This is a genomic window from Bacillus sp. PK6-16, from assembly GCF_056530295.1.
In genome coordinates, this window is sequence record NZ_CP096511.1 from 2,584,592 (window position 1) to 2,610,349 (window position 25,758).

General features: G+C 34.7%; 29 protein-coding genes. 20 read left to right on the top strand and 9 right to left on the bottom strand.

The window, feature by feature from the left end; all coding sequences use genetic code 11:
• The first annotated feature begins 27 nt into the window (after window positions 1-27).
• Window positions 28-561, top strand: coding sequence for a GNAT family N-acetyltransferase (locus M1D66_RS13260; RefSeq protein ID WP_000061615.1), 534 nt, complete (start codon window positions 28-30; stop codon window positions 559-561).
• A gap of 268 nt (window positions 562-829) precedes the next feature.
• Window positions 830-2,011: a D-alanyl-lipoteichoic acid biosynthesis protein DltD gene (dltD, locus tag M1D66_RS13265; protein WP_242554497.1), complete on the top strand. Its 1,182-nt coding sequence runs from the start codon at window positions 830-832 to the stop codon at window positions 2,009-2,011.
• A gap of 41 nt (window positions 2,012-2,052) precedes the next feature.
• Here dltD and M1D66_RS13270 read toward each other — a convergent pair whose 3' ends face one another.
• The gene (locus M1D66_RS13270; RefSeq protein WP_000558689.1) at window positions 2,053-2,277 is read right to left on the bottom strand and encodes a hypothetical protein; all 225 of its coding nucleotides are present in this window, start codon (window positions 2,275-2,277) and stop codon (window positions 2,053-2,055) included.
• Window positions 2,278-2,445: 168 nt separating this feature from the next.
• Window positions 2,446-3,051, bottom strand: a complete 606-nt coding sequence (uptA, locus tag M1D66_RS13275) for an undecaprenyl phosphate transporter UptA (protein ID WP_000952913.1) — start codon at window positions 3,049-3,051, stop codon at window positions 2,446-2,448.
• A gap of 277 nt (window positions 3,052-3,328) precedes the next feature.
• Here uptA and M1D66_RS13280 point away from each other — a divergent pair, with 277 nt between their 5' ends.
• Window positions 3,329-4,444 (top strand): HD domain-containing protein, encoded by a 1,116-nt coding sequence (locus M1D66_RS13280; protein ID WP_000275987.1) that lies wholly within the window; start codon window positions 3,329-3,331, stop codon window positions 4,442-4,444.
• A 63-nt stretch (window positions 4,445-4,507) separates the two neighbouring features.
• On the top strand, window positions 4,508-5,344 hold the full coding sequence (locus M1D66_RS13285; protein ID WP_139849719.1) for a metallophosphoesterase family protein: 837 nt from the start codon (window positions 4,508-4,510) through the stop codon (window positions 5,342-5,344).
• Between the two features lie 174 nt (window positions 5,345-5,518).
• Here the strand turns inward: M1D66_RS13285 and M1D66_RS13290 are convergent, their stop codons facing one another.
• A complete protein-coding gene (locus M1D66_RS13290; RefSeq protein WP_000447231.1) occupies window positions 5,519-6,283 on the bottom strand; it encodes a DUF1836 domain-containing protein in 765 nt (254 codons plus the stop codon).
• Between the two features lie 258 nt (window positions 6,284-6,541).
• On the opposite strand from M1D66_RS13290, the gene M1D66_RS13295 reads away from it, so the two are divergent.
• Window positions 6,542-6,991, top strand: coding sequence for a hypothetical protein (locus M1D66_RS13295; protein WP_000914478.1), 450 nt, complete (start codon window positions 6,542-6,544; stop codon window positions 6,989-6,991).
• Window positions 6,979-7,287, top strand: coding sequence for a YxcD family protein (locus M1D66_RS13300; protein ID WP_000447758.1), 309 nt, complete (start codon window positions 6,979-6,981; stop codon window positions 7,285-7,287). Before M1D66_RS13295 ends, M1D66_RS13300 begins: the two co-directional genes overlap by 13 nt.
• A gap of 24 nt (window positions 7,288-7,311) precedes the next feature.
• On the opposite strand, the gene M1D66_RS13305 is transcribed toward M1D66_RS13300, so the two are convergent.
• The 4 genes from M1D66_RS13305 to M1D66_RS13320 all read right to left on the bottom strand — a co-directional run bounded on the left by M1D66_RS13305 (window position 7,312) and on the right by M1D66_RS13320 (window position 10,915).
• On the bottom strand, window positions 7,312-8,547 hold the full coding sequence (locus M1D66_RS13305; protein WP_001286090.1) for an NAD(P)/FAD-dependent oxidoreductase: 1,236 nt from the start codon (window positions 8,545-8,547) through the stop codon (window positions 7,312-7,314).
• Complete coding sequence (locus tag M1D66_RS13310; RefSeq protein ID WP_000087065.1) at window positions 8,544-8,876, bottom strand: (2Fe-2S)-binding protein; 333 nt, start codon at window positions 8,874-8,876, stop codon at window positions 8,544-8,546. Before M1D66_RS13310 ends, M1D66_RS13305 begins: the two co-directional genes overlap by 4 nt.
• Window positions 8,873-9,145: a (2Fe-2S)-binding protein gene (locus M1D66_RS13315; protein ID WP_000182620.1), complete on the bottom strand. Its 273-nt coding sequence runs from the start codon at window positions 9,143-9,145 to the stop codon at window positions 8,873-8,875. The genes M1D66_RS13310 and M1D66_RS13315 overlap by 4 nt, the downstream gene beginning before the upstream one ends.
• A gap of 108 nt (window positions 9,146-9,253) precedes the next feature.
• Complete coding sequence (locus tag M1D66_RS13320) at window positions 9,254-10,915, bottom strand: sigma-54 interaction domain-containing protein (protein WP_242554498.1); 1,662 nt, start codon at window positions 10,913-10,915, stop codon at window positions 9,254-9,256.
• A 180-nt stretch (window positions 10,916-11,095) separates the two neighbouring features.
• Here M1D66_RS13320 and M1D66_RS13325 point away from each other — a divergent pair, with 180 nt between their 5' ends.
• The 7 genes from M1D66_RS13325 (at window position 11,096) to M1D66_RS13355 (ending at window position 18,750) form a co-directional block, all read left to right on the top strand.
• Window positions 11,096-12,271: an NAD(P)/FAD-dependent oxidoreductase gene (locus tag M1D66_RS13325; RefSeq protein ID WP_001215265.1), complete on the top strand. Its 1,176-nt coding sequence runs from the start codon at window positions 11,096-11,098 to the stop codon at window positions 12,269-12,271.
• The gene (locus tag M1D66_RS13330) at window positions 12,268-13,305 is read left to right on the top strand and encodes a proline racemase family protein (protein ID WP_001257540.1); all 1,038 of its coding nucleotides are present in this window, start codon (window positions 12,268-12,270) and stop codon (window positions 13,303-13,305) included. The genes M1D66_RS13325 and M1D66_RS13330 overlap by 4 nt, the downstream gene beginning before the upstream one ends.
• A complete protein-coding gene (locus tag M1D66_RS13335; RefSeq protein ID WP_001025560.1) occupies window positions 13,302-14,243 on the top strand; it encodes a proline racemase family protein in 942 nt (313 codons plus the stop codon). The genes M1D66_RS13330 and M1D66_RS13335 overlap by 4 nt, the downstream gene beginning before the upstream one ends.
• Before the next feature lie 22 nt (window positions 14,244-14,265).
• Window positions 14,266-15,162, top strand: a complete 897-nt coding sequence (dapA, locus tag M1D66_RS13340; RefSeq protein ID WP_001169456.1) for a 4-hydroxy-tetrahydrodipicolinate synthase — start codon at window positions 14,266-14,268, stop codon at window positions 15,160-15,162.
• Between the two features lie 17 nt (window positions 15,163-15,179).
• Window positions 15,180-16,664 (top strand): aldehyde dehydrogenase family protein, encoded by a 1,485-nt coding sequence (locus tag M1D66_RS13345; protein WP_242554499.1) that lies wholly within the window; start codon window positions 15,180-15,182, stop codon window positions 16,662-16,664.
• 130 nt (window positions 16,665-16,794) lie between these two features.
• Window positions 16,795-18,285 carry an alanine/glycine:cation symporter family protein gene (locus M1D66_RS13350; RefSeq protein WP_242554500.1) on the top strand — a complete coding sequence of 497 codons (1,491 nt, stop codon included), beginning with the start codon at window positions 16,795-16,797 and terminating at the stop codon, window positions 18,283-18,285.
• A gap of 72 nt (window positions 18,286-18,357) precedes the next feature.
• Window positions 18,358-18,750 (top strand): carboxymuconolactone decarboxylase family protein, encoded by a 393-nt coding sequence (locus M1D66_RS13355; protein ID WP_001999958.1) that lies wholly within the window; start codon window positions 18,358-18,360, stop codon window positions 18,748-18,750.
• Window positions 18,751-18,863: 113 nt separating this feature from the next.
• On the opposite strand, the gene M1D66_RS13360 is transcribed toward M1D66_RS13355, so the two are convergent.
• Window positions 18,864-19,505, bottom strand: coding sequence for an HD domain-containing protein (locus M1D66_RS13360; RefSeq protein WP_000875112.1), 642 nt, complete (start codon window positions 19,503-19,505; stop codon window positions 18,864-18,866).
• A gap of 105 nt (window positions 19,506-19,610) precedes the next feature.
• Here M1D66_RS13360 and M1D66_RS13365 point away from each other — a divergent pair, with 105 nt between their 5' ends.
• The 4 genes from M1D66_RS13365 (at window position 19,611) to M1D66_RS13380 (ending at window position 22,352) form a co-directional block, all read left to right on the top strand.
• Window positions 19,611-20,114, top strand: a complete 504-nt coding sequence (locus M1D66_RS13365) for a GNAT family N-acetyltransferase (RefSeq protein WP_016122672.1) — start codon at window positions 19,611-19,613, stop codon at window positions 20,112-20,114.
• A gap of 246 nt (window positions 20,115-20,360) precedes the next feature.
• Window positions 20,361-21,026 (top strand): lytic polysaccharide monooxygenase, encoded by a 666-nt coding sequence (locus tag M1D66_RS13370; RefSeq protein ID WP_000742279.1) that lies wholly within the window; start codon window positions 20,361-20,363, stop codon window positions 21,024-21,026.
• Window positions 21,027-21,186: 160 nt separating this feature from the next.
• A complete protein-coding gene (gene ppaC / locus M1D66_RS13375) occupies window positions 21,187-22,116 on the top strand; it encodes a manganese-dependent inorganic pyrophosphatase (protein ID WP_000416873.1) in 930 nt (309 codons plus the stop codon).
• A gap of 101 nt (window positions 22,117-22,217) precedes the next feature.
• Window positions 22,218-22,352 carry a hypothetical protein gene (locus M1D66_RS13380; RefSeq protein WP_281976109.1) on the top strand — a complete coding sequence of 45 codons (135 nt, stop codon included), beginning with the start codon at window positions 22,218-22,220 and terminating at the stop codon, window positions 22,350-22,352.
• Window positions 22,353-22,439: 87 nt separating this feature from the next.
• On the opposite strand, the gene M1D66_RS13385 is transcribed toward M1D66_RS13380, so the two are convergent.
• Window positions 22,440-22,628, bottom strand: coding sequence for a DUF4017 family protein (locus M1D66_RS13385; RefSeq protein ID WP_000789485.1), 189 nt, complete (start codon window positions 22,626-22,628; stop codon window positions 22,440-22,442).
• Window positions 22,629-22,871: 243 nt separating this feature from the next.
• Here M1D66_RS13385 and M1D66_RS13390 point away from each other — a divergent pair, with 243 nt between their 5' ends.
• The 3 genes from M1D66_RS13390 (at window position 22,872) to M1D66_RS13400 (ending at window position 25,615) form a co-directional block, all read left to right on the top strand.
• On the top strand, window positions 22,872-23,321 hold the full coding sequence (locus M1D66_RS13390) for a DUF6884 domain-containing protein (protein ID WP_000820903.1): 450 nt from the start codon (window positions 22,872-22,874) through the stop codon (window positions 23,319-23,321).
• Between the two features lie 290 nt (window positions 23,322-23,611).
• Window positions 23,612-24,346, top strand: coding sequence for an N-acetylmuramoyl-L-alanine amidase (locus M1D66_RS13395; RefSeq protein WP_086385735.1), 735 nt, complete (start codon window positions 23,612-23,614; stop codon window positions 24,344-24,346).
• A gap of 438 nt (window positions 24,347-24,784) precedes the next feature.
• Window positions 24,785-25,615, top strand: a complete 831-nt coding sequence (locus M1D66_RS13400) for a GH25 family lysozyme (RefSeq protein ID WP_000540606.1) — start codon at window positions 24,785-24,787, stop codon at window positions 25,613-25,615.
• Window positions 25,616-25,758 lie beyond the last annotated feature (143 nt).

The window sequence follows — 25,758 nt, forward strand, 5'->3', positions numbered from 1 at the left end:
CTGTAAACAGTATTTGGAGGGGAAATGATGTCTATGTTTGAAGAAGAGAAAGTAATTTATACAAAAAGATTATTTATGAGGAAACCAATTGTAGAAGATATTAATCAGTTTTATAACATATTAAAAAAAGATACTGTTGGCAAATGGTTGGCTAAATCAAGAGGAATGTCGAAGGAAGAAACAAATGATTATATTGGGCAACTTATCATACATTGGGAACAGTATGACTTCGGGGTATGGTTGTTATTTAATAGTGAAACAGGAAAGCTTTTAGGACATTGTGGTTTAAGAAAGGTAGATGAAACAGGTGCAATAGAAATTATGTATCTCCTTGACCCAGAACATTGGAGGAATGGGTATGCATTAGAAGCAGCAGAGGCTTCCATTAAATATGCAATAGAGACTTTGAATGTAACAAGAATAATTGCTAGAGTTAAAGTAGCAAACGAGAGCTCGAAAAAACTTTTACGAAAGCTCGGGTTTATATATACTCATGAAGTTAATCATAGCGGGCGTTTATTATCATATTTTGAACTTCATACATCATCCGAAGAATTCTAGACATTTCATATGTTTTTTTATTGTTAAAAAATAAAATTATTACTAAAATTCCAGTGTGAAATTTATGTAGAATCTTGTATAATTAACATGTTTCTATGGAAACATTTTCTTGCGCTATTTATATAGGGCTTAATAGAACAAGGAAGGAAATACATACATGTATATAATAGATAAATAGAATGGAACATGTATAGAGACAAAGGAGAGAAAAGATGACGTGTCAAAAACAAGGGTTACAATTTAATAACGATAGAAAGAGGGACAGAAGATGAAAATGAAGCATGCTTTTGGTCCTATAATTTTAGCATGTGTGCTTTTTTTCATTATCATTCTAATCCCATCGAAAAGTTTAGTATCACTTATTAGTGATAAGAAGGTAGAAGATGCGGCAACTTCTTTACAAAAAGAGAAATTACAAAGTGTTTTCTTACAGCAAAAAATGTTAGAGAATTCACAGTATTTACCGATGTACGGTTCATCAGAATTTTTACGAATGGATGCATATCATCCGTCTAATTATTTCAAAGTAAATCCAGCTGGTTTTACACCGTTTTTAATTGGAACTGGCGGTACACAAAGTTTAGCTCATATTTTAAATATGACATCTACTATGGATGAATTAGAAGGTAAAAAAGTAGTCTTTGTTCTTTCACCACAATGGTTTACAAAGACTGGTGTCTCACAAGGGGATTTCACTAATAATTTCTCCAAACAACAAGCATATCATTTTATTTTTAATGATGAGATAAATCCAGAAATGAAAAAGCAAATCGCGAAACGGCTATTAGATTATAAAGTTGTTCAAGAAGATGATATATTAAAAAATTCATTAGAAGGTATTGTATATAATGATACGAAACATAACATAAAAGCAGGTTTAGTTAAACCACTTGCTTATATGCATCGAAATATTTTAGATCATAGAGATTTATTTAACTCTTTATTTAAAATCGAACCGATGAAAGAGAAAACAAATATCGGACTTCGTTCAATTTCTTGGGAAGACGCACGTAAACACGCAGAACAAGAAGGGAAAGCTGAATCTACTACAAATACATTCGGAATTGAAAATCCGTATTATCATAAGAATAATCTGAAGAAAAAACTAAAAGGTTTAAAAAACTTTAGAGCAAATGAAACATATGATGAATCACCAGAATACGGTGATTTACAAATTATTTTAGAGTTATTTAAAGAGAAAAATGTCAAACCACTCTTTATTTCTGTACCTGTAAATGGGCCTTGGTATGATTATACTGGCTTCCCGAAAGAACGCCGCGAAGTGTATTATAAAAAAGTTCGAGAACAGGTTGAGAAAGCAGGATATCCAGTAATTGATTTCTCTGGTCATGAATATGATAAGTATTTCTTAAAAGATACGATTCATTTGGGCTGGAAAGGTTGGATTTATTTTGATGAAGCAGTGCAGAAATTTTATTCTGAGAAATAAAGTACAGAAATCGGAATGGCTATGAGCCGTTCCGATTTTTTTTAGTATAGAGGATTTTGGTGAGGGCAATTTGGGAATGCATGTATATCTTGAATTTGTCTATAATCATAATGTTTCATTGCAAACTGAGCTTGGTAAAGGTATTCATACACATATAATTGACCATCATGCGCTGAACATAATACACCAGAAGTTCCTTGCCCATTTATGAAGGAAATGCCGATAGGGCGTCCGATTAAGTACGGTATTTTTTGCTGCCAATGCATAGGGGAATCACTCCTTTTTGAGATAATATACGAAAGAAATGATTAAATGGTTGCTTATCCATGTAAATGTAGATGGAAAGGTGTTATATAATTCCTGAAGATTAATTCATATATAAATAAAAAACCGCTATAATTCCGAATGAATTTATAGCGGTTTTTATTATATTCTTAAGCGAGATTTTTACGCTTTTTTGTCCATTTTTTTATAACGAAATATAAAAGTATAAGTACGACGCCACCAATTGCGAATGATTTCACATACGGACCAGCAATATCATTTATATTCTCCCAATTTTCACCTAGTTTTTCACCTAAATAAATGAAAATAATAGACCAAGGGATAATCGCAAGTGCTGTTAATGTAGTGAAACGTAGTAATGGCATTTTTGTAATACCAGCAGGAATTGAAATCGCATGACGCACTACTGGAATGAAGCGTGCTGTAAAAATGACGCCAGTTCCGTAACGATTAAACCAATCTTCTGCAGCATCTATTTGTTTTTTATGTATGAAAATATATTTTCCGTAACGTTCTAATATAGGGCGTCCGCCGTATCGTCCAAGCCAATAAATAAAGATTTGAGCAATAACACCGCCAATTGTACCGAATACAACAGCGCCTATAAATGAGATACTTCCATTGAATACTAAGTATCCTGCATAAGCAAGGACAATTTCACTTGGGATAATTTCAATCATAAGTCCAAGCATAATGCCCCAATAACCTAATCCTTCAAAAAACGTTAATACTGAATGAATAAAACTACTTAACATTGTTGCACCTTCTAGTTTATGAATTTTTGAGTATAAGAACCTTTTATTTAATGACGTAAAAGGTTCACTATATGTAGATTATACCTTATTTACATAGGGGATTGCTATTTCAATTCTTTTATGTCTCTCATAATTATTATAGTAAAAGATATAAGCCACGTTTTCATGAAGGGTTAATGAAAAGATTATTAAAAATTTCTCATATATCAATGATAATAGACTGAAAATTAAGTATAATGGTATAGGTCTTTCATTTACAAAAATAGGAGGAGAACGTATGTATATTACAGATCCGATTTATGGACCAATCTCTATTCGTGATAGAGATATCCTTCGATTGATAGATACAAAAGCATTTCAAAGGTTGGCAAATATTAAACAACAAGGACATACTTATTTTTTACATGAGAACGCAATACATACGAGGGAAGAACATTCGATAGGTGTATATGTGCTAGTAAATAAAGTGATAGAACATCTTACTGAGATTGGTGACATACATTTATCGAAATATGAACGAAAGCTAGTATCTACTGTAGCCCTTCTACACGATGTTGGACATGGGCCATATTCACATTGTTTTCAGCAAATATCGGGTGAAGATCATGGTGAGTGGACGGTACGAATCATTCAAGAGGACGAAGAAATACGTACGATTTTAAATCAAACACATAGATTATTAGATGATGTAACGAAAGCTTTAACAGAAGATGGAGTTTTTCCAATTATAGATGAGCTCTTATTTAATTCATTAGGAATGGATCAATTAGATTTTTGGAATAGAGATTTATATTACTCATCGCTTGAATTAGAAGGTTTACAGATAGAAGAATTGATTGCTAACATGCGTTTAATTGACGATAAACTTGTTATTGAAGAATCAGGAATCCCCTTCATCGAACAATTAATGAAAATGAAAGAAGAGCTTTACAATAATGGATTTGGCCACCCGTTTGTGATAGGAAAAGACATATTGCTGCAAACAATTTTAAAAATGATAGAGGAGAAAAATCTTTCGTTCTATACTCCTGAACTTCAAAACTTCTTTCATAAAGGAGAGAAGTTAGAAGTAGAAGACTTTCTTCCTTTACAAGATGAAATGATTTTAAATGAAATAAAGTACTTTGCAAAATCAGAGGACGTACAATTAGCGACGTTAATTCACCTTTATTTTTCAGAAGCCAAAAGTTTATCTTTTGAAAAAGGACTAGAGGGTGATTTTAAAAAGGAAAATAGCACCTTAGCAGTAATAACTGAGAAAAAGGCGTACAGTTCATATGTAGGTGGTATTTACGTCTATAGTGAGGGGCAGTTAGAGGACATTTTAGAGAAATCAAATTTCATTCAAGAGATAGTAAAATTGCCTAAAAAAGAATATGCCTATTCAATTTGATTTGGTTCGAAAATAAAAAATGAATGAGATGGAAACGTAAATTTAGAGGAGGGAATAAAATACATGAAACATAAAATTGCTGTACTGGCAGATGTACATGGAAATGCAACTGCTTTAAAAGCAGTTATCGAAGATTCTATGAAAGAAGGTGTGACTGATTATTGGTTTTTAGGAGATTTAATTATGCCTGGTCCTGGATCGAATGATTTATTTGAAATATTAGAAAGTATTAACGTTGATACTTATGTACAAGGAAACTGGGAAGATAGTTTTCTTGACGTTCTTAATAAAAATATTGATATTGATAACGCAACTGATATTTATGTTTCTAGATTAGTTCAGTATCAATGTGAAAACTTGGATGAAAACTATATTAAGCATGTTAAAAATTTACCATTACATATAACAAAACAGGTTAATGATTTATCAATCAGTATTAGTCATAATCTACAAAATAAAAATTACGGGGGAGATTTGTGGCCCACTAATAATCAGGAACAGTTTGATCGGTTATTTGATCGTGATTATGATATTGCGATTTACGCTCATACCCACCATCAATTATTGTGCTATAGTAGCAATGATCAATTAATTATTAACCCAGGAACAGTTGGACAACCTTTTTACAAGTGGAATAAGCTAAACTCTGACTTACGTGCTCAGTATGCAATTCTTGAAATTGATGAGGCAGGGATTACTGATGTGAGGTTTAAAAAGGTTTTTTACGATGTAGAAAAGGAATATAAAAATGCCATAAATAAAAATCTTCCTTATATTGATTTATATCGTGAGCTGTTAGAGACAGGAAAAACTCATACGCATGATATTGAATTATTACAAGAAATTAATGACAAATATAATTATAAAGATGAAGTAATTAAGTTTATCGAGAAAATCTGATGGGAATTTAATAAAAAGAAATGAACATTGTTGAATGTTAGGTTAGTCATGATTTTTACATAATCAAGAGCTATTGTAGAATGAAACTTAGATGTAAAATGATTTTTGTATTTTATATTGATTGAAAACAAGCATCCCCCTGTACTACGTATATGACGGGGGGATGCTTGTTTTTTACGGCTTCACATCTAAGTTCTGTAAAAATAAAGTTGCTGTTACGTAACGCTTTGCTAACATTTGTACATATGCGGTATGTACAGAAAGGGTCGCAATAATAATAGCGTTACGAATTGCTTCGCGTTGTTCATTATTGATTTGATCGAACTTGCTTGCGATTTTATCAGCTTTTTCTTTTACGATGTTTTCAATTGTATGAACGGTATCTGTTGCATTTAATTGTAAGCAATTCCCTTGATTGAGTTCTTCAAATAGAGAAGAATATGCTACATATAAATGAACAGGATTGATTAAATCATCACTTCGATCGGCTGGGTCATTTACAATAAGGCGTAATAGCTTACGAATGGATTCAAAATCAAGTGCTGTTTTTAAATCTTCGACAATAAATAGTAAGGCTGCTTGTTCAATTGAATATTTTTTCCCTTTTTGAGGAGAGCCAATCATTTCTTTTATATCTCGTTTCACCCAGTTTTGCATAGCAGTTACAGAGAAACTTGTGTTTTCAATCTGATTGCCAAGCGCAACTATTTCATTTAAAGAAAAACCGACATCAGTATCGTCAATTTTAATCAGCTTTTCAAAAATAGGTGAAAGTGCGGTAGTAATAAAAGCTGTAACGCTTTGTCCGCTTTCAATATCTTTTTTATGTGACTTTGCCCAAGCTTCTTGTAAAATACCGAGAGGCTTTTTCGTATTCCATCCTCTTAGTGATAGAAGAAGGGTAGCCATTTCGTTTCGTGTGAGATGAAATGTTTCCATCTTTTCACCTCCAAAATAATAAAAAGTTCTTATGAACTTATAATATGTTTTGTTTCATTTAAAGTCAATTCTGTTTTGCTTAATTTTTCCTTTGTGACCAAACTGTTGAAAGTAAATAATACTTGCATATTTCGACAAAAGTTCATATAATAAGTTCATAAGAACCTTTAAAATGTTCTTAAAAACAAATCTATCATTCTGAATTTACTAGAAAGATAGATTTCACATATATCTATATAAAAGGAGAATGGATATAATATGTTGAAAAAACTTGTAGCAGTAATGACAGCATTCATGGTTATCTTTGGGGCTAGCAGCTTTATGTTCGTAGATCATGCAGCAGCGAAAAGTTACAAATCTGGTAAAAAATCATTTACACCAAGTTCAGGTCAAAAGTCAAAAGTTGATTTAAACAAAAAAGACTCAAATGTAAATTCTCAAAAAACGACTCCAGATTCAAAAACGAAAGCAACAAACACGGCACCAAAAAGTAATAAAGGAAGCTTTATGAAAGGTTTATTACTAGGTGGTCTTGGTGGTTTACTAATGGGTAGCTTATTTGCAAATATGGGAGCTCTTGGTTCTGTATTAGCGTTTATGGTAAATATGTTAGTAATGGCTGGTATCGTAATGTTAGCAGTTCGTGCATTTAAATACTTCAAAGACCAACGTAAGAAGAAAGCAGATGAAGTAGCATGGAAACAATAAAAATTTCTGAACAAGAGCTTATAAATGCGCTTTGCGTATATATAGCTGAAAAAAGACAAGTGGGTCCAGAAGAAGTGTTAGTTGAACTCATGTATGATGACGACTACGGTTTCTCTGCGGAAGTAGAGGTAAATGGTCGCCAGCAAATTTTAATTCAAGCAAACTTAATCGAAGCTTTACGCTTATTGCTTGACAGAGAATATAATGTCAATCCATTCGCAGCGAGATTACAACTTGAATTAGATGATGAAGAAGGCATTTACGCATTAGCGAAATTTAATAACTCAGATGACTAGAAAAAAGAGCTGTTGAGAATAATCTCAACAGCTCTTTTTAGTATGTGCATATGTAGAAGAATAATCACGCCAAATTTCATTCATTTTTCGTCTACCGATATCTAGCATAGGATTAAACTGAATTGTAGCTTTCTGACGAACAAAGTGAACGTTTTGAATGGCGTGAGATAATTGTTGGTCGACTATATCAGGTTTTTTACTTGCATATTTAGCAATAGATAGACCTGCAACTGTTCCTTGCGCCATCGCAATTTTTCCGCTTTCAATGCCTGTAATATTGCCGGCTACAAATAAACCGGGAAGAGGGGTTTCCATTGCTTCAGAATGGAGAGGAACGTGTCCACCTAATTCTGAAATGTAATGGAAGGGACAACCAGCTACAGCTGCAAGTTCGGCAAGTGGGTATAATCCCCCGGCAATACATACAAAATCTGCTTCGTATATTTTCTCTGTTCCATTAATAACATTTCCTTTAGAGTCAATATTAGCAATACGTACACCTTCAACTTGATCTGTTCCGATAATTTCAAGAGCTGCTTTCCGAAGGTGAAGTGGCGTTCCGTTTATTTTCATTCCGTTGTTTGGATAGAATGTTAATCCAGCTTTTCGAATCCAATCGAATTTCATAAAGTGGCTACCTATTCGCAAGAAAGCAGAAGGAGCGAGGTGAGCTGCATTTAAAAGAGAGTTTAAAACTTCTTCAGGTTCACCAGCTTTTTGACTTAACTCGCTTTTCTCAGGGAGTACAATATGATCCACTGTAATTCCCGCTAATTGCAATTCACTTAAAATGGCGAAAGACAAAATGTTAGCACCAATAATAATTCCTTTTTTTCCAACTTGCACGCGATGAACATTTGTCATAACTTGAGCTGCTCCAATTGACATCACTCCTGGAAGTGTCCAGCCAGGAAGGGGAATAGAATATTCCGCAGCTCCAGTAGCAAGTAGTACGAAAGGTGCTTCTAACGTACCGATATTAGTATGTACAAACCAATTGTTTTCATCTCTATCTAAATTATAGACCGAAACACCGCACCTGATATGTACTGAAAGTGATTCTGCTTCTTCATGAAGTCGCTTGGATTCTTCTATTCCGTTCCACCATTCTCCAGTAGGCTCTTGATGCAACTGTCCTAACAATCTCCCGCCCGGCTTCATAAATTCATCAATAACGAGCACTTTTAGTCCGAAACGAGCACAAGAGATAGAAGCAGATAATCCCGCTGGCCCTGCACCTATAATAATTACATCACTCATCGCTTTTTCACCATCTCTCTCACGATATTCGGATGCTGTTTCCCGCTTTCAACAACCATGTTTTCTTCTACAACAGTTAAGCATGCGCGTACATTTGTTTGATTATTTACTGTCACGCGGCATTCGGAACAGTGCCCGATATTACAATAAATACCTCGCGGTGTTCCGCTATCTTCATGAACTCTTAATGTCCTTATTCCATTTGCTAACAGGGCAGCAGCTATCGTTTCATGTTCATATGCTTCGTATTGATGACCGTTAAATTGAAAGGTAATACGCTCACTACTTTGTAAAGTACCTAAAATAGGGTGATGTGTAATTCTACTCATTTACTTTCACCTACTGATCCAAAAGTAACTGCACGTATTGGTGGTTGATATTTTAACGGTAGTTCATTAAGAGTTACGTCAGGATTCACATTTTCAATCATTCGATCTATCATTATTCTGCATGTGCGACCACCGCAAAATCCCATGCCAGCACGTGTTCTTAATTTTAATTCTCTTGCCGAGCAGTTATATTCAGCAATTGTCGATTGAAGTTGCCCATATGTAACCTCTTCACAACGACAAACGATTAAGTTGTTTTTATTTGTCATGTGTATTCCTCCTCTAGTTCGATTTTCACAAATTATATATGCAAAAATCATGCCAATATAGAGAGGTGGTGGCTACCTGTAAACGCCTAATCGGTGCATACTGATTCTTTATTGAAGTCCAAGTTTCTTTAAACGGTTATATAAAGTAGCCCTTGTTACACCAAGTTGTTTTGCGCATTCTAATTTATTCCCATTTAAAATTCGTAAAGCCCTTTCAATAACTTTTTTCTCATGCTCATCCATCTCTTCTTGTAAAGAAAGGATTGTATTATTGTTGCTGAGTAATAGGGAATGAGCTGTATGGTTGTCTAAAGTTTCAGTCGTATGAAATGGTAAATATTCTTGTTTTATAATTCCGTCTGTTGCGAATACCACAAGCCGTTCAACAACGTTTCGAAGTTCGCGAATATTACCTGGCCAATTGTAATGAAGCAGTTCATGCATAATGCTTGAAGGTAGGTCGCGAATTGGTCTGTTGTAGTTGATTGAAAAATCGTTTAAGAAAGAATAGGTTAATTCAATAATATCCTCGCGTCTTTCGCGCAGCGGTGGAATCTGCAAACTAACTACATTTAAGCGGTAATATAAATCTTCTCGGAAAGTTCCTTTTCTCATTTCTTCTTGTAAATCACGATTTGTAGCAGCGATAATACGGAAATCAATATTAATTTCTTTTTCACCACCAACTCGGTAATACTTTCGCTCTTGCAGTACACGTAACAGTTTTACTTGCATATCAAGTGGCATTTCACCTATTTCATCAAGAAATAAAGTACCGCCTTGCGCGAGTTCAATTTTACCTTTTTTTCCTTTACTATTTGCTCCAGAAAACGCCCCACGCTCGTAACCGAATAATTCACTTTCAAATAACGCTTCTGGAATTGCCCCGCAGTTAATCGAAATGAAAGGCGCCTTCGCTGCCTCACTTGCTTCATGAATCGCTTTCGCAAATACTTCTTTTCCAACTCCACTTTCCCCAAGTATTAAAACAGTTGATTTTACCGAACAAACTTTTCTAGCTAATTGTATCGTTCTTTGTATAACAGGACTTTTCCCATTCATCGCAAGGAATGGATCGGATTCATCTTTATACTTTGCCACTTCTTGTTCTAAACGGTGCATTTCATGTGACATATTAAATAGTTTTTCATTTAAAGCGACTTGATTTGTAACATCTGTTTCTGAAACGACTGCTCCTATAATTTCATCATTACAATAAACTGGATTTGAATTAATTAATACGAATAAATCGGGACGAGGTTGATGGAACTGAGCGACTATGCTTTTTCCATCATGTAAAGATTGTAAAATTTCCAAGTCTTTATAATCAAAAAAACGAGTAATCGGTTGCCCAATAATCTCATTATGGTTGACTGAAAATATTTTTTCAGCGCCATCTGTCCAAGTTCGAACGTATTCTTTACTATCAATGACTGTAACAGAAGAGTCAGTTGTTTGTATTACAGTGTCATAAAATGACTGTAGTTCATTGTAGGACTTATAAAGAAATGGAATCATTTGCTGAGAAGTTATACAGCATAGCGGCTCATCGTTTTCGTTAAGGATGATAACAGCTAATTCATAAGAAAAAGCGTCAATTAATGCAGTGAATGAGTCATCTACATAAATAATTGCGCAATTATATTCTTCTGTAGTAGAAGGGAGATAATAAAACCTTTCGTTTATTTTCTTAATGCGATCAAGGCTACATGTATGATTGATTAAAGCGTTTTCCAAAAATTCTTGTATAGTCGGAAATGAAAATTCCATAATGTCCTCCTGTTATGTATAAAAATTTTGACAGTGATAAAAAAATAATACACCTATTCACTATAAATTTAAAATATTTTTACAAATAAAAATATTATTTATAAAAATTGTATATGTACAGAATTGGCACGTCAATTGCATAAAAAGAAAGTGAGAGGGCTAGGAAAGGAGGAGTATATTGTGAGGCACTGCGACGTTTTAATTATAGGTGGTGGAATAATAGGGTGTTCTATCGCTTATTACACTTCAAAATACGGAAGAGACGTAACAATCATTGAAAAAGGGGAATTTGTCAGCGGGACGTCTTCACGGTGTGATGGGAATATTTTGGCCATTGATAAAGACCCAGGATTTGATAGTCAAATGTCTTTAGTAAGTCAAAAATTAGTAACTGATTTAAGTGAAGAATTAGAGCATTCATTTGAATATAGGGCACCAGGAAGTATTCTCGTATGTGAGTCAGACGAAGAGATGGAAGCTGCGCAGCAATGGGTAAATCGGCAAAAAGAAGCTGGATTACCGTTTCGAATGCTTGATAGGCAAGATATAAGGGAAGAGTCGCCTTTTTTTGCTGAGGATTTATTAGGCGGTTTAGAATGTGCGACGGATTCAACTGTGAATCCATATCTCCTTGCTTTCTCGCTTCTGTCAGAGGCACAAAAGTTTGGCGCAAAAGCTTTTAAGCAGACGGAAGTAAAGAGTATGGAAATAGAGACGGATGGTTCATTTGTTGTAGAAACTACGAATGGAACTTTTACAGCACAACAAGTTGTAAATGCAGCCGGTGTGTGGGCTCCTAAGATTGGTCAGATGTTAAATATAAATATACCAATTGAACCGAGAAAAGGGCATATTATTGTAGCTTCAAGGCAACAACACGTAGGATGCCGTAAAGTAATGGAATTCGGTTATTTAATTTCTAAATTTGGCGGAAAACGAAAAGTAGATGCTTTAACTGAAAAATACGGGGTTGCGCTCGTATTTGAGCCTACTGAAAGTCAAAATTTCTTAATTGGTAGTAGTCGTGAATTTGTAGGATTTCATACGAGGATAAATAATGAAGTCATTAAATGTATCGCAAATAGAGCAATTCGCTTTTATCCGAAAATGGCAGATATGATGGTAATTCGTTCTTACGCTGGTTTACGTCCGTGGACAGAAGATCATTTACCGATTATTTCACGAGTGGAACATATTCCGAATTATTTCATTGCCGCTGGACATGAAGGTGATGGGATTAGTCTTGCAGCAGTTACTGGAAAAGTAATTGAAGAGTTATTAAATGAAAAAGAGACAATTATTCCTATTGAACCACTTCGTTTGAGTCGTTTTACAGAAAGGGTGTTAAACAGATGAGGTCACAAAGAGTCTTTACGACGATTGATACACACACAGGTGGGAATCCAACGAGGACATTAATTAGTGGACTTCCAAAGTTGATTGGAGAGACGATGGCAGAGAAGATGTTACATATGAAAAAGGAGTATGATTGGATTCGAAAATTGTTAATGAATGAACCGCGTGGTCATGATGTAATGTCAGGAGCATTATTAACAGACCCGTGTCATCCTGAGGCTGATATAGGTGTTATATACATAGAGACAGGTGGATATTTACCGATGTGTGGTCACGATACAATCGGTGTATGTACAGCGTTAGTTGAATCAGGTTTAATTCCGGTAGTTGAACCGATTACTTCTTTAAAACTAGATACACCGGCTGGCTTAGTTGAAGTAGATATTGCTGTTCAAGATGGAAAAGCAAAAGAAGTATCTTTCTGTAACATACCAGCTTTTTTATTGAAAAATATTACTGTACAAGTGAAAGACATTGGGACTATAGAGGCTGATATTGCGTATGGAGGGAATTTTTATGCCATTATTGATGCGAAATCAGTAGATCTAGAATTAGTACCAGAAAATGCATCTACAATCATCGATAAGGCGATTCATATAAGAAACACAATTAATGAGAAGTTTGAAATCACTCATCCAGAGTATTCGTTTATAAGAGGATTAACACATGTTGAATTTTATACAGATCCTACTCATGAATGTGCGCATGTGAAAAATACAGTTGTTGTACCACCAGGCGGAATAGATCGATCTCCATGCGGTACAGGAACATCCGCGAAGCTAGCTGTATTATACGCTCAGAAAGAAATCGAAATTGGTGAAGAGTTCATTCATGAGAGTATCGTTGGTTCTTTATTTAAAGGATATGTCATGAATACGACACATGTTGAAAATATTGAAGCTGTCATAACGAAAATTACGGGATCAGCTTGGCTTATGGGTATGCATAGATTTTTTTACAATGAAATGGATCCACTTAAAGAAGGATTTTTGCTAATTCCGCCGATGGAACATGAAACGGAGGATATAAAATGAACATTCAAAAAATGTATACAGCAGTAGACGTACATGTAAATGGCGAGGCATTTCGTGTAATGAAAGACGTACCATGCAAATACTACTACAGTTTGGAGCAATTAAATGAACAATTTTCAGGTGAATTAGCAGAAGAGATGAAGCTTTTATTAAATGAACCACGTGGTTTTATCGGTTTGAATGGGTGTATTGTCGTTCCATCTATCCATAATGAAGTGGATGCAGCTGTATTATTTTTTAATCATGAAGGTTCGATTCCGCTTCATTATGGAGGCATTGTTGCAGTAATAACGATGTTACTCGAAAGTGGGTATTTAAAAAAGAGAGAGTCCAATCAATACAAAATTGAAACGTTATCTGGAATATTTTTAGTTCATGCGTATGTAGAGAATGATGAAGTTATATCGGTTTCGTTTGAAAGCAAACTATGCTATTTGATTGAGGAAAATTTACAGGTTGGTAATGTAAGTTATTCTCTCATACAAGCAGATAAAGTATATGCAGTTGTAGAAAAAGGTGCGTATTCGCCAGAAATTCGTGTTGAAAACATTTCAGAATTGAAAAGATGGGGAGAAGCTACACTGCAGGCTATACAAAAACAGTCGCTAATAAAAAGGCTTATTTTAGTAGATCCTTCGCAAAAAGAAAAGAACCATATAAAGTCGATTACATTTCATGAAGATAACTTTATCGTACGTTCGCCAGGTTTTGTTTCTACTATCGTTTCCTATGTTCATGCGTTATTTAAAAATGATTATATGGCGGATAAACCTTTTAAAAATGAAAGTATATTTAATAGTTTTATAACTGTGGAAAAAGTGAAGAAGGAGGAACTAGGATACATTTTCCGTTTTGAAAGTAGAGGATTTATTACAGGAATGCAGACGTTTCTATTAGACCCTACGGATCCATTTCCGGCAGGTTTCTTATTAAAATAAAATGTGATAAGGAGAGATAAATATGCAAAAAATTAAAGGGGCATTTCCAGTATTAATAACACCGATGGATGAATTTCAGGAAATTAATTGGGATGGGGTAAAACAAAATGTAAATTACTTTATCGAACAAAAGGTTGCAGGTGTCATCATTAATGGAAGTACAGGAGAGTTTGTAAGTTTATCAAAAGAAGAACGATTTAAAATGGTAGAAACCGTGTTGAAAGAAATTGATGGCCGTATTCCAGTCATTGTTGGAACTGCAGCAGAGACGACGAAAGAAACAATTGAATATACGAAACATGCAGAAGCGCACGGAGCGGATTGTGCATTAATTATAAACTCTTACTATTGTAAACCGAAGGAAGAGGAGATTTATTTTCATTTTAAAGAAATCTCAAATTCTGTAAATATACCAATTATGCTATACAATAACCCATTTACTTCTGGTGTTGATATGAGTACAAAGCTAATGCTCCGTATTGGAAAAGAGTGTGAAAATGTTACACATATTAAAGAATCTAGCGGAGATATTCGAAAAGCGAGAGATTTAGTAAGACAAAGTGAAGGGGCTTTCCAAGTCTTCTGTGGTTCTGAAGATTTAGTTATGGAATCATATTTAGTTGGTGCTTCGGGATGGGTTTCAGTAGCAGGAAATATCGTTCCCGGTCTCGTTACAAAAATGTATGAGCATTTTCAAAATGGTGAATTAGAAAAGGCGTGGGAAATAAACGATGCTATTTTACCACTTTGCGAGTTTCTTGAAGGATCAGGGAAATATGTTCAAATCGTTAAACGTTCCATGGAATTACATGGGCAAGCGGGAGGACCTTCTCGCTATCCAAGACTAGGATTAACTGTTGACGAAGATCAAAAGCTTCAAACGATTTTATCAAATATTGCAGCTCATGTAGCTGTTTAAATAAGGAGGAGAACATAATGTTAAAGACAAATATTGAGCTGAAACCAAAAGTGGAAGCGTTTTTAAATGAAGAAATTAAAATGTTTATTAATGGCGAATTTGTTGCTGCTATTGGGGGAAAGACGTTTGAAACGTATAATCCAGCTACAGAAGATGTTCTAGCTGTCGTATGTGAAGCGCAAGAAGAGGATATTGATGCTGCAGTAAAAGCGGCAAGATCTGCATTTGAATCCGGTCCGTGGGCAGAAATGACTACTGCTGAAAGAGCGCATCTTATTTATAAATTAGCAGATTTAATTGAAGAACATAGAGAAGAATTAGCGCAACTAGAAGCTTTAGATAATGGAAAGCCATATCAAGTAGCACTTGATGATGATATTTCAGCAACTGTAGAAAATTATCGTTATTACGCAGGATGGGCTACAAAAATTATTGGGCAAACAATCCCAATTTCACAAGATTACTTAAATTACACGAGACATGAACCTGTAGGTGTTGTAGGTCAGATTATTCCGTGGAATTTTCCGCTCGTTATGTCTTCTTGGAAAATGGGAGCTGCACTGGCGACAGGTTGTACGATCGTATTAAAGCCAGCAGAGCAAACGCCTTTATCTTTACTATATACAGCAAAACTTTTTAAAGAGGCTGGATTTCCAAACGGTGTTGTAAACTTTGTACCAGGCTTTGGTCCTGAAGCAGGAGCAGCAATTGTAAATCATCATGACATTGATAAAGTTGCTTTTACAGGATCTACTGTTACAGGAAAGTATATTATGCGTCAGTCTGCAGAAATGATTAAGCATGTAACGTTAGAGCTTGGCGGCAAATCACCAAATATCATTTTAGAAGATGCGGACTTGGAAGAAGCAATTAATGGTGCATTCCAAGGTATTATGTATAATCACGGTCAAAATTGTAGCGCAGGATCACGTGTATTTGTTCATCGTAAACATTATGAAACTGTAGTAGATGCACTTGTGAAAATGGCGAACAACGTAAAACTTGGAGCAGGTATGGAGAAAGGAACGGAAATGGGTCCACTCGTATCTAAGAAACAACAAGAGCGTGTGTTACATTACATTGAGCAAGGGAAGAAAGAAGGTGCTACAGTTGCGGCTGGTGGTGAACGTGCGCTTGAAAAAGGTTATTTCGTTAAACCAACTGTATTCACAGATGTTACAGACGATATGACAATCGTTAAGGAAGAAATATTTGGACCAGTTGTTGTTGTACTTCCATTTGATTCGACAGAAGAAGTAATTGAACGAGCGAACAACTCATCCTATGGCCTTGCTGCGGGTGTATGGACGCAAAATATCAAAACGGGTCATCAAGTGGCAAATAAATTAAAAGCAGGAACAGTGTGGATTAATGATTATAACTTAGAAAATGCAGCTGCACCATTTGGTGGATACAAACAATCTGGTATTGGCCGCGAATTAGGTTCATATGCGCTTGACAATTATACAGAAGTGAAAAGTGTTTGGGTAAATATAAAGTAATAGGGTGTTTTACTGACAAAAATTGAGGGATGAAATAATGAAAGATGCGGACAACTAGAAAGTTTGATAATAGTTGTCCGTTTTCTTATATACAAAATTGCTTTTCCAAAGAATGATAAGGGGGATTTGGATGGAGAATTTAGTAGAATGGTTAGTAGGGCAAGTGTGGAGTATCGGTTTAGTTGTTTTTGCATTAGGGGCAGGCGTATATTTCACGATTGCAACACGTTTTTTGCAAATTCGTTATTTTAAAGAGATGATTAAACTATTATTTGAAGGAAAGAGTTCCGAGACGGGAATATCATCTTTTCAGGCATTTTGTTTAGCCTTATCAGGAAGAGTTGGAATTGGTAATATTGCAGGGGTAGCGACAGCGATCGCTTTCGGCGGGCCTGGAGCTGTATTTTGGATGTGGGTAATGGCTTTGTTAGGGGCAGCGAGCGCGTTTGTAGAATCAACATTATCTCAAGTATACAAAAGTAAAGTAGGGAATGAATATCGCGGCGGTACTCCATATTTCATTGAGAGAGGTTTAAAAATGAAATGGTTTGCAGTCATTGTAGCGGTAGTTGTAACACTTTCATATGGCGTGTTATTACCAGGTATTCAATCTAGTAGTATCGCAGTTGGATTCGAAAACTCTAATGGTATTAGCAAATATATAACTGGTATATTTTTAGTCGTGTTACTAGCAGCAATTATTTTTGGTGGTGTAAAGAGAATTGCTGGCGTTTCTCAAATGCTTGTGCCATTTATGGCAATTGGTTATGTAATTGTTACATGTATCATATTAATTGCGAATGTAACGGAGATTCCAAGTATGTTTGCTTTAATTTTCTCTAGTGCATTTGGTGTAAATGAAATGTTTGGTGGAATTGTTGGTGCAGCTATTGCATGGGGCGTAAAACGCGCTGTATTTTCAAACGTTGCTGGTGTCGGAGAAGCGACGTATAGTTCGGCTGCTGCTGAAGTATCGCATCCTGCAAAACAAGGGTTAGTTCAAGCGTTTTCCGTATATATCGATACAATTGTCGTATGTACAGCGACAGCTCTTATGATATTAATTACAGGTATGTATAATGTTATACCTGAAGGGAAAAGCGCTATTGTAAAAAACATAGGAAATGTGGAAGCAGGTCCAATTTATACGCAACAAGCAGTTGAAACTGTGATGACAGGGTTTGGTCCAATATTTATTTCAATTGCAATTTTCTTTTTTGCATTTACAACGTTACTCGCTTATTACTATATTGCTGAAACGACACTTACTTATTTAGATCGTCAATTGAAGTATGGCTGGTTAAAACCAGTTTTAAAATTTGGATTTTTAATTATGGTTTACATCGGTAGTGTTGAATCAGCGTCGCTTTTATGGAATCTCGGAGATTTAGGAATCGGTAGTATGGCATGGTTAAACTTAATCGCGATTCTATTATTAAGTAAAATCGCATTAAAAGTGTTAAAAGACTATGAAACGCAGAAAAAAGAAGGGAAAGATCCAGTATTTAATCCTAAAAATGTGGGGATTGAAGGATTAACATTTTGGGAAGAAAGAAGTAAAGAGGTTGAAAGAAAAAGTTCTAGAGAAAAAGTTATTGTAGATGATAATTTAAAATTATAATATAAATTAACTGAAAATTCTTAATTTAAAAGAAGGTATATTGCCTCCATTTCATCGCATACTACAATAGGTATGGATAATATGACTGGAGGGAATAAGATGGAACATGAGCAACATAGTTCGATAAATGATATTCTACATCATTATAAAGAAGGTATAGGTAGTTTTACAAATCAAATTCCTGAAATCGCTGAGACATATAATGCGTTCACGCAAGCTTGTTTTCAAGAGGGTGCTTTAACAAAAAGAGAAAAACAACTTATTGCATTAGGAATTAGTTTAGCAACGCAAGATGAGTATTGTACAATTTATCATACAAAAGGTTGTCTTGATCAAGGATGTTCGGATAAAGAGATTCTGGAAGCATGTGGTGTTTCAGCAGCATTTGCTGGCGGAGCTGCGATGAGTCAAGCGGTAACTTTAGTGCAAGAGTGTTTAACAGAACTGAAAAATCAAAAGCATTGAATAAAAAACGTTTTAAACTTTATGTTTAAAACGTTTTTTATGTGAAATTAAATTTGAGTATAAAAATTATCTAGGATGGGTTCAATTTTTATCGTTTTCAATTTGTATGCAATTTAATATTCTATATCTTCATAAATAGATTTTTCTACATCAGGAAGAACTGTGTATATACTCTTACCGATTAAAGCTTCTAATTCTTTCTTAATCGCATAAAACCCTTTCCAATGTAAAGATGTATGAGATGTTGTACCATGACGCAAACCAACAGAAATTAATCTTCTTTCCAGCGTAGTAAAGCCACCCGCATCAGCAAGAGCGTCACAAAGAGTAATTACTTTATTGTATAAGTCGTAGTTACAATGTTCATTTAATATTTCAACTAACCGGCTTCTCATATGGTCAGGAACGAGACTCCATTCCGCTGCGATATCTATATGTTCATTTTTGCATGGGAATGAGTGTGTCACACAAATAACAGCGTTTCCTGTATACCCTAAATCATTCATATACATATAACCATCATAGGAATGAATGACCGATTTGGTAAAACCTTTGTATCTTCCGATATCATGCAAAAGGGCAGCGTTATATGCTATGTCAGCATCTAGGTTATACCCATTTTTAATAAGTTCTATAATTATGTTTTCAGTTGCATGAGCAACATGTAGTGAATGTTCAAACCAAGGGCCCGGGTTTTGTTCATATGCCCATTCGAGTAATTCTTTTGCGTACGTTCTATCTAATATATATTTCATATCGTTATCCTTTCACAAAAAATCATATCTTTCTATAAATTCATCTTATTATTTCATTATTCCTTCTTTAAAAATTGTTACAATGAAACAAAAGGGGGAAAAGTAATGCGAAATTTAGTAATTGAAGAAATTAAGCAACTAGAAAATGATATGGAAGAACTTTCGAAACTTTTAAAAATGGTTGTAAATGATGGGGCATCAATTGGTTTTTTGCCTCCACTGGAACAAAAAGACGCAACAAAGTATTGGCGAACAGTATTAGCGCCAGAAGTGATATTGTATGTGGCTAAAATAAACAACGAAGTAGCAGGGAGTATTCAATTACAATTAGTTACTAAGCCTAACGGAATTCATAGAGCCGAGATTTGCAAATTAATGACTCATCCAAACTTTAGGCGTAACGGTATTGGACGATCGCTTATGCAAAAAGCAGAGGAACGAGCAAAGCAAGAAAACAGGTCTCTTTTAGTATTAGATACTAGAGAAGGAGATCCTTCCAATAAATTGTATAAATCACTAGACTACCAAGAAGTTGGAACAATACCAGGGTATGCAATTTCTCCGAATGGAAAGTTAGATGCTACGGTTATTTATTATAAAAACATTTAAGGTATAATCAAACGGGGAGAGTGCTTAATTATTAGTAAGTGAATAATAAACGACTGTTTTTAACACAGTCTATATTTTTCTGGCGGTGTTAAAATAGTTAATTATAATCTAATTAACGCACTAAATGAATTTGAGAAAGTTTTTAGAGGGTTCTTTTAGTAATGATTCTCGTCTTATAATAAATGTAGAGAAGATGACTAGCCAACTATAGTTATTTTCGCTTTATTATCGGAAGGGGATGAAAGTATGAAAAAGAATAGTTTACAAAAGATGAAGAAAGTTATTTTAAGTGGTGGAGTATTACTTACGGGATTATTAACATTTGGATTTTCAGAAAAGGCTTCAGCTCATGGATATGTAGAATCACCAGCGAGCCGATCTTATTTATGTAAGCAAGGGGTAAATGTAAATTGTGGACCGATTCAATATGAACCACAAAGCGTAGAAGGGATAGGTGGATTTCCGCAACTAGGACCTTCTGATGGACAAATTGCAGGGGCTGGTCATTTTCCCGCTTTAGATGTTCAAACTGTAGATAGGTGGAAGAAAGTTACGTTAAATGGCGGGACGAATACATTCAAGTGGAAACTAACGGCTCCTCATAGTACAAAAGAGTGGAAATATTATATTACGAAAAAAGGTTGGAATCCAAATAAACCTTTAACGCGATCAGATTTAGATTTAGTGCCATTCTATGTGAAAAATGACGGTGGAGCTAGACCAGGGACAACAGTAACGCACGAAGCAAATGTACCAACTGACCGTAGTGGATACCATCTTATTTTAGCTGTTTGGGAAATTGCAGACACTGGAAATGCGTTTTATCAAGTTATAGATGTAAACCTTTTGAATAATGGCTTATCCTCAAATTTCGCTTTTAACAATGTAGTGCAAGCTCCTACACTATTTTAATTGAAACATACATTTCGATCATCTAATTCATTTTAGATGATTTTTTTTATGAAAATGATGAAAAATATAGAAGAAAGTGCAATTATTTATAAAAAAATATGCTTTAAATATTGTCATATTTGCTTCTTTAAGATATCCTTTTCATGAAGAGGTGGAAAACATGGAAAAAGTACTAGTTTTCGGGCATAAAAACCCAGATACAGATGCAATTTGTTCTGCAATTGCTTATGCAGAATTGAAAAAAGAATTAGGAATGAATGCTGAGCCTGTACGTTTAGGCGAAATCAGCGGTGAAACTCAATTTGCGTTAGACTATTTTAAAGTAGAAGGACCGCGTTTTGTTGAGACAGTAGCAAGCGAAGTGGACAACGTTATTTTAGTTGACCATAACGAGCGTCAACAAAGTGCTAACGATATCGAATCAGTTCGTGTGTTAGAAGTTATTGACCATCACCGTATTGCTAACTTTGAAACAAGCGATCCTATATACTATCGTTGTGAGCCAGTTGGCTGTACAGCTACAATCTTAAACAAAATGTACAAAGAAAATGGCGTAACAATTCGTAAAGAAGTTGCAGGTTTAATGTTATCTGCAATCATTTCAGATTCTTTACTATTCAAATCTCCAACTTGCACAGAACAAGACGTAGCAGCTGCTCGTGAATTAGCGCAAATCGCTGGTGTAGATGCAGATAACTACGGCTTAGAAATGTTAAAAGCTGGTGCTGACTTAAGCGGAAAAACAATGGAGCAATTAATCTCTCTTGACGCTAAAGAATTCCAAATGGGTAATGCGAAAGTTGAAATCGCACAAGTAAACGCTGTTGATACAAACGACGTTCTTGTACACCAAGCGGAACTTGAAAAAGTAATCTCTGCAGTAGTAGAAGAAAAAGGTTTAGACCTATTCTTATTCGTTGTAACTGATATCTTAACTAATGATTCTGTCGGTCTTGCGATCGGTAAAGCAGCAAACGTTGTTGAGAAAGCATACAACGTATCACTAGAAAACAACACAGCTACTTTAAAAGGTGTTGTATCTCGTAAAAAACAAATCGTACCAGTATTAACAGAAGCATTCCAAGCTTAATCGTATTGCGTACAGATGAACAGTAAGGACAAGTAGTCAGATTGGCTACTTGTCCTTTTTTAGCTCTAAAAAACAGAAAATTAAAAACGGGAGGATTGTGTATGTTTAATGATTTGGAGAGTAAATTACAGTCACTTTTAGAACGAAATATTACGGCGGTTTCAGAATTAGAGAGCTGGCTCTCGGAGGAGCTACGTTTAAACGCTGAAATACAGAAGTTGCGTTTGACTTTTTAGAAGAAAGGATATAAAGTACTGCAAGGGTCATTCTAAATTTGATTAACGAATTAAAATAAGGATAGCGTTAGCCATCCTTATAATCGTTTATTCGTAAGATTTTTTCTTGTTTATATAAAATGTAATTATAGCAGTAATGAAGAAAATAGGTATCGCATACACTTGCCCAACAAATAACTTCCAGCCGACATAATTATAGCCTTCAGATGCTGGGATGATAACGGAAATAACGCAAACAATAAAATAAACTAATAGTGCAGGGATAATATTTTTCATTTTTATGGACCCCCTTCCTAATTTAATTAATAAATTATAATATTGCAATTTAGTTATAATAATTTGAAGAAAAAAATGCAAAAATTTTTATGGTATTATAATATTTGCAATGAGAGTGATCCATAGTACATATATGGTAAAATGTGTAATTTAAACTTTTCAAAATTATTATATAGTATTTTGAGAGAAAAATGTACAAAATAACGAATTTTATTTACCAAAGTAAAGGGAGTAGAAATATATATGAAAAGGATATGTATAATTCCATGTGGAAAAAAGAAAATTTGGGATAAACATTCAGACTACGGACCGATGGAAGCAAAAGATGTGTATATTAGTCCGTTCGGAAAAGCATGTCAGGCGTACGCAACTATGTTTTTCGAAAACTGGGTTATATTATCGGCGAAACATGGATTTTTAAGACCAAATGATATTGTATTAGAAAACTATGATCTTGCATTTGATTCAAAAAGTGATGAGGTAATAAATATAGAGCAATTACAAAAACAGATGGTAGATAAAAGTTTATTACAGTTTGACGAAATCGTCTTACTAGCAGGGAAGAAGCATAAAAAAGTAGTGACAAAGTTATATCCAGAAGAAATGATTACATATCCGCTAGAGGGGTGTAAAGGGATTGGATATATGTTGCAGAGGTTGAAAGAAGCTGTGAAGGAAGGGGAGGAAATATAGGTGTAGTTTCAGTGATTTTAAACTCTATTTATTTAGGGAGCTGAAAAGTAAAATAGAGTTTTTAGGCATCGCCGAAAGGGTGATGCTTTTTTTGTTCGTGTCGTCATTCATGTAAAAGTAATTTAGAGAATAAATCATTCGATTTATGAAGCGATAGCTTTTTTATATCGAGAACAAATTGCTTCACTTCTAGAAAATGTAGGACATATGGGTACAGTTAAGATTGTAAGTGGGAATAGCAATAAGACAAGTTTTGAATAGGATATTAAGAAAGGAGATGTTGATAAATAATGGCCAGATATAGTTTGCACGGAGGACACAATAGTATTGTTCAAGGTGCTAATTTTGGGAATCGGAAAGAACACGTTTTAGATAGGCAAGTTAAAGATGCTGTGGCGACTAAGTTAAGATCCCTAGGACACACGGTTTATGACGATACGGACGAGGTAGGGGCAACTCAATCACAAAATTTAAATAATATCATTCGGAATAGCAATTCCCATGCTGTGGATTTAGTTATTTCTTTTCATCTTAATGCAAGTGATGGAAATGGACAGGGTGTTGAGGTTTTGTATTATGATCAGAAAGATTTGGCGGCTAAAATCTCAGCTCAACTAGCAAAAGATATTGGATGGCGTGATCGAGGTGCGAAACAGCGTACAGATTTAGCGGTATTAAATGGGACGAAAGCACCTGCTATTCTTATAGAATTAGGATTTATTGACAATGAATCTGATATGGCAAAATGGAATGTTGATAAAATCGCTAATTCTGTTGTATTTGCTCTTACAGGACAAACTGGAGGAGGTGCAGCGGATTTGCTCAAAGTAAAAACTGGTGGTGTAGCATTTAGTAATTTACAAGCTTTGGCTCAAGCTATGGTAGATGCGGGTATTGATGGACAAATTGTCGTTCAGAAAGATGGCATTGGTTATGCTATAACGAATGGCTATCCGTCTGGAAATATCGCTAAATTTACAGCTTGGTTAGATGCACGAAAATGGTACTATGAGTACGTGAGATAAAAATTAGTTTGATTAAAAACTAAAAATTGTCTTATATTTAGTTAACAAGTATATTAAGTAACTAATAATTATGTAACTATAAAAATATGGACAATGTATATGTAAATTAGTAAACAAAACCACCTGTCAGAAAGGTGGTTTTGTTTATCTAGCTATTTGTGGGCAGTAAAATTCTTATCTCAAAATTCGGATGAAGCTAAGAAATTAAGTGGGAATTTCACTGCTCGTAGCCTCCTACTAATTATAGTTTCACTTTATATAGTTTAGAGCTTTGTAAATCTTTACTTGTTAAACCTGTAATAATATTTTGTTTTCTCAATACATAAGCCGAATTTTAAATTATTACCCAATAATATACTACCTCTCATACTATTTATTAGTTGATAATAGCAAAAAAACAAGCTTTGAATATAATAATGAAAAAGGAGATGTTAAATAATGGGTTATATTGTAGATATTTCGAAATGGAATGGCGACATTAACTGGGATATCGCAGCACCACAATTGGATTTCGTAATTGCACGTGTGCAAGATGGTTCAAACTATGTAGATCCTTTATATAAAAATTATGTACAAGCAATGAAAGCAAGGAATATTCCGTTTGGTAATTATGCGTTCTGTCGTTTCGTTTCAGTAGAGGATGCACGGATAGAAGCAAGAGACTTTTGGAACCGTGGTGATAAAAATGCAACAATTTGGGTAGCTGATGTAGAAGTAAGAACAATGAACGATATGAGAGCGGGTGCACAAGCTTTTATTGATGAATTACGCAGATTAGGAGCTAAGAAGGCTGGTTTATATATTGCTCATCATATGTATGCTCCATTTGGAATGGCAAATGTCAATTCTGATTTTGTATGGATTCCTCGTTATGGTGGTAACAAACCGGCGTATTCATGTGATATTTGGCAATACACAGAAACAGGGAATGTGGCTGGTATCGGCAAGTGTGATTTAAATAAGCTGATTGGAAATAAGCCGTTAGCTTGGTTTACAAATCCAATTGTTGAGCCGATAAAAAAACAAGAAGGGATTGGAATTATAGTGAATAAATATAACAAAGTAGTTACTTATGAATTTGGTGTAAATTTAGTTCCTGACATGATTCAAATGATGGATAAGCTTGGATATACTTCTAAAATAATATCTCGTGGAGATAACCAAGGGCTTGTGTATTTCGAAACAGATTATCGTCAAGGGAGCGAACTGGACAAAGCAACAGCTTGGTTAGATACGAAAGGAATTAAATATTTTTATACAAAAGAGTAGTTTGCTAAATAAAAAGCCGTCATGTGACGTTTTTTTATTTTTATGTAATCTTTTAACTCTACTTATAATATGGAGAAAATAGACTAATAAACAAGCCTTTGTATACTTTTAAACATAGAATATGATGAATTCTATTAAGGAGG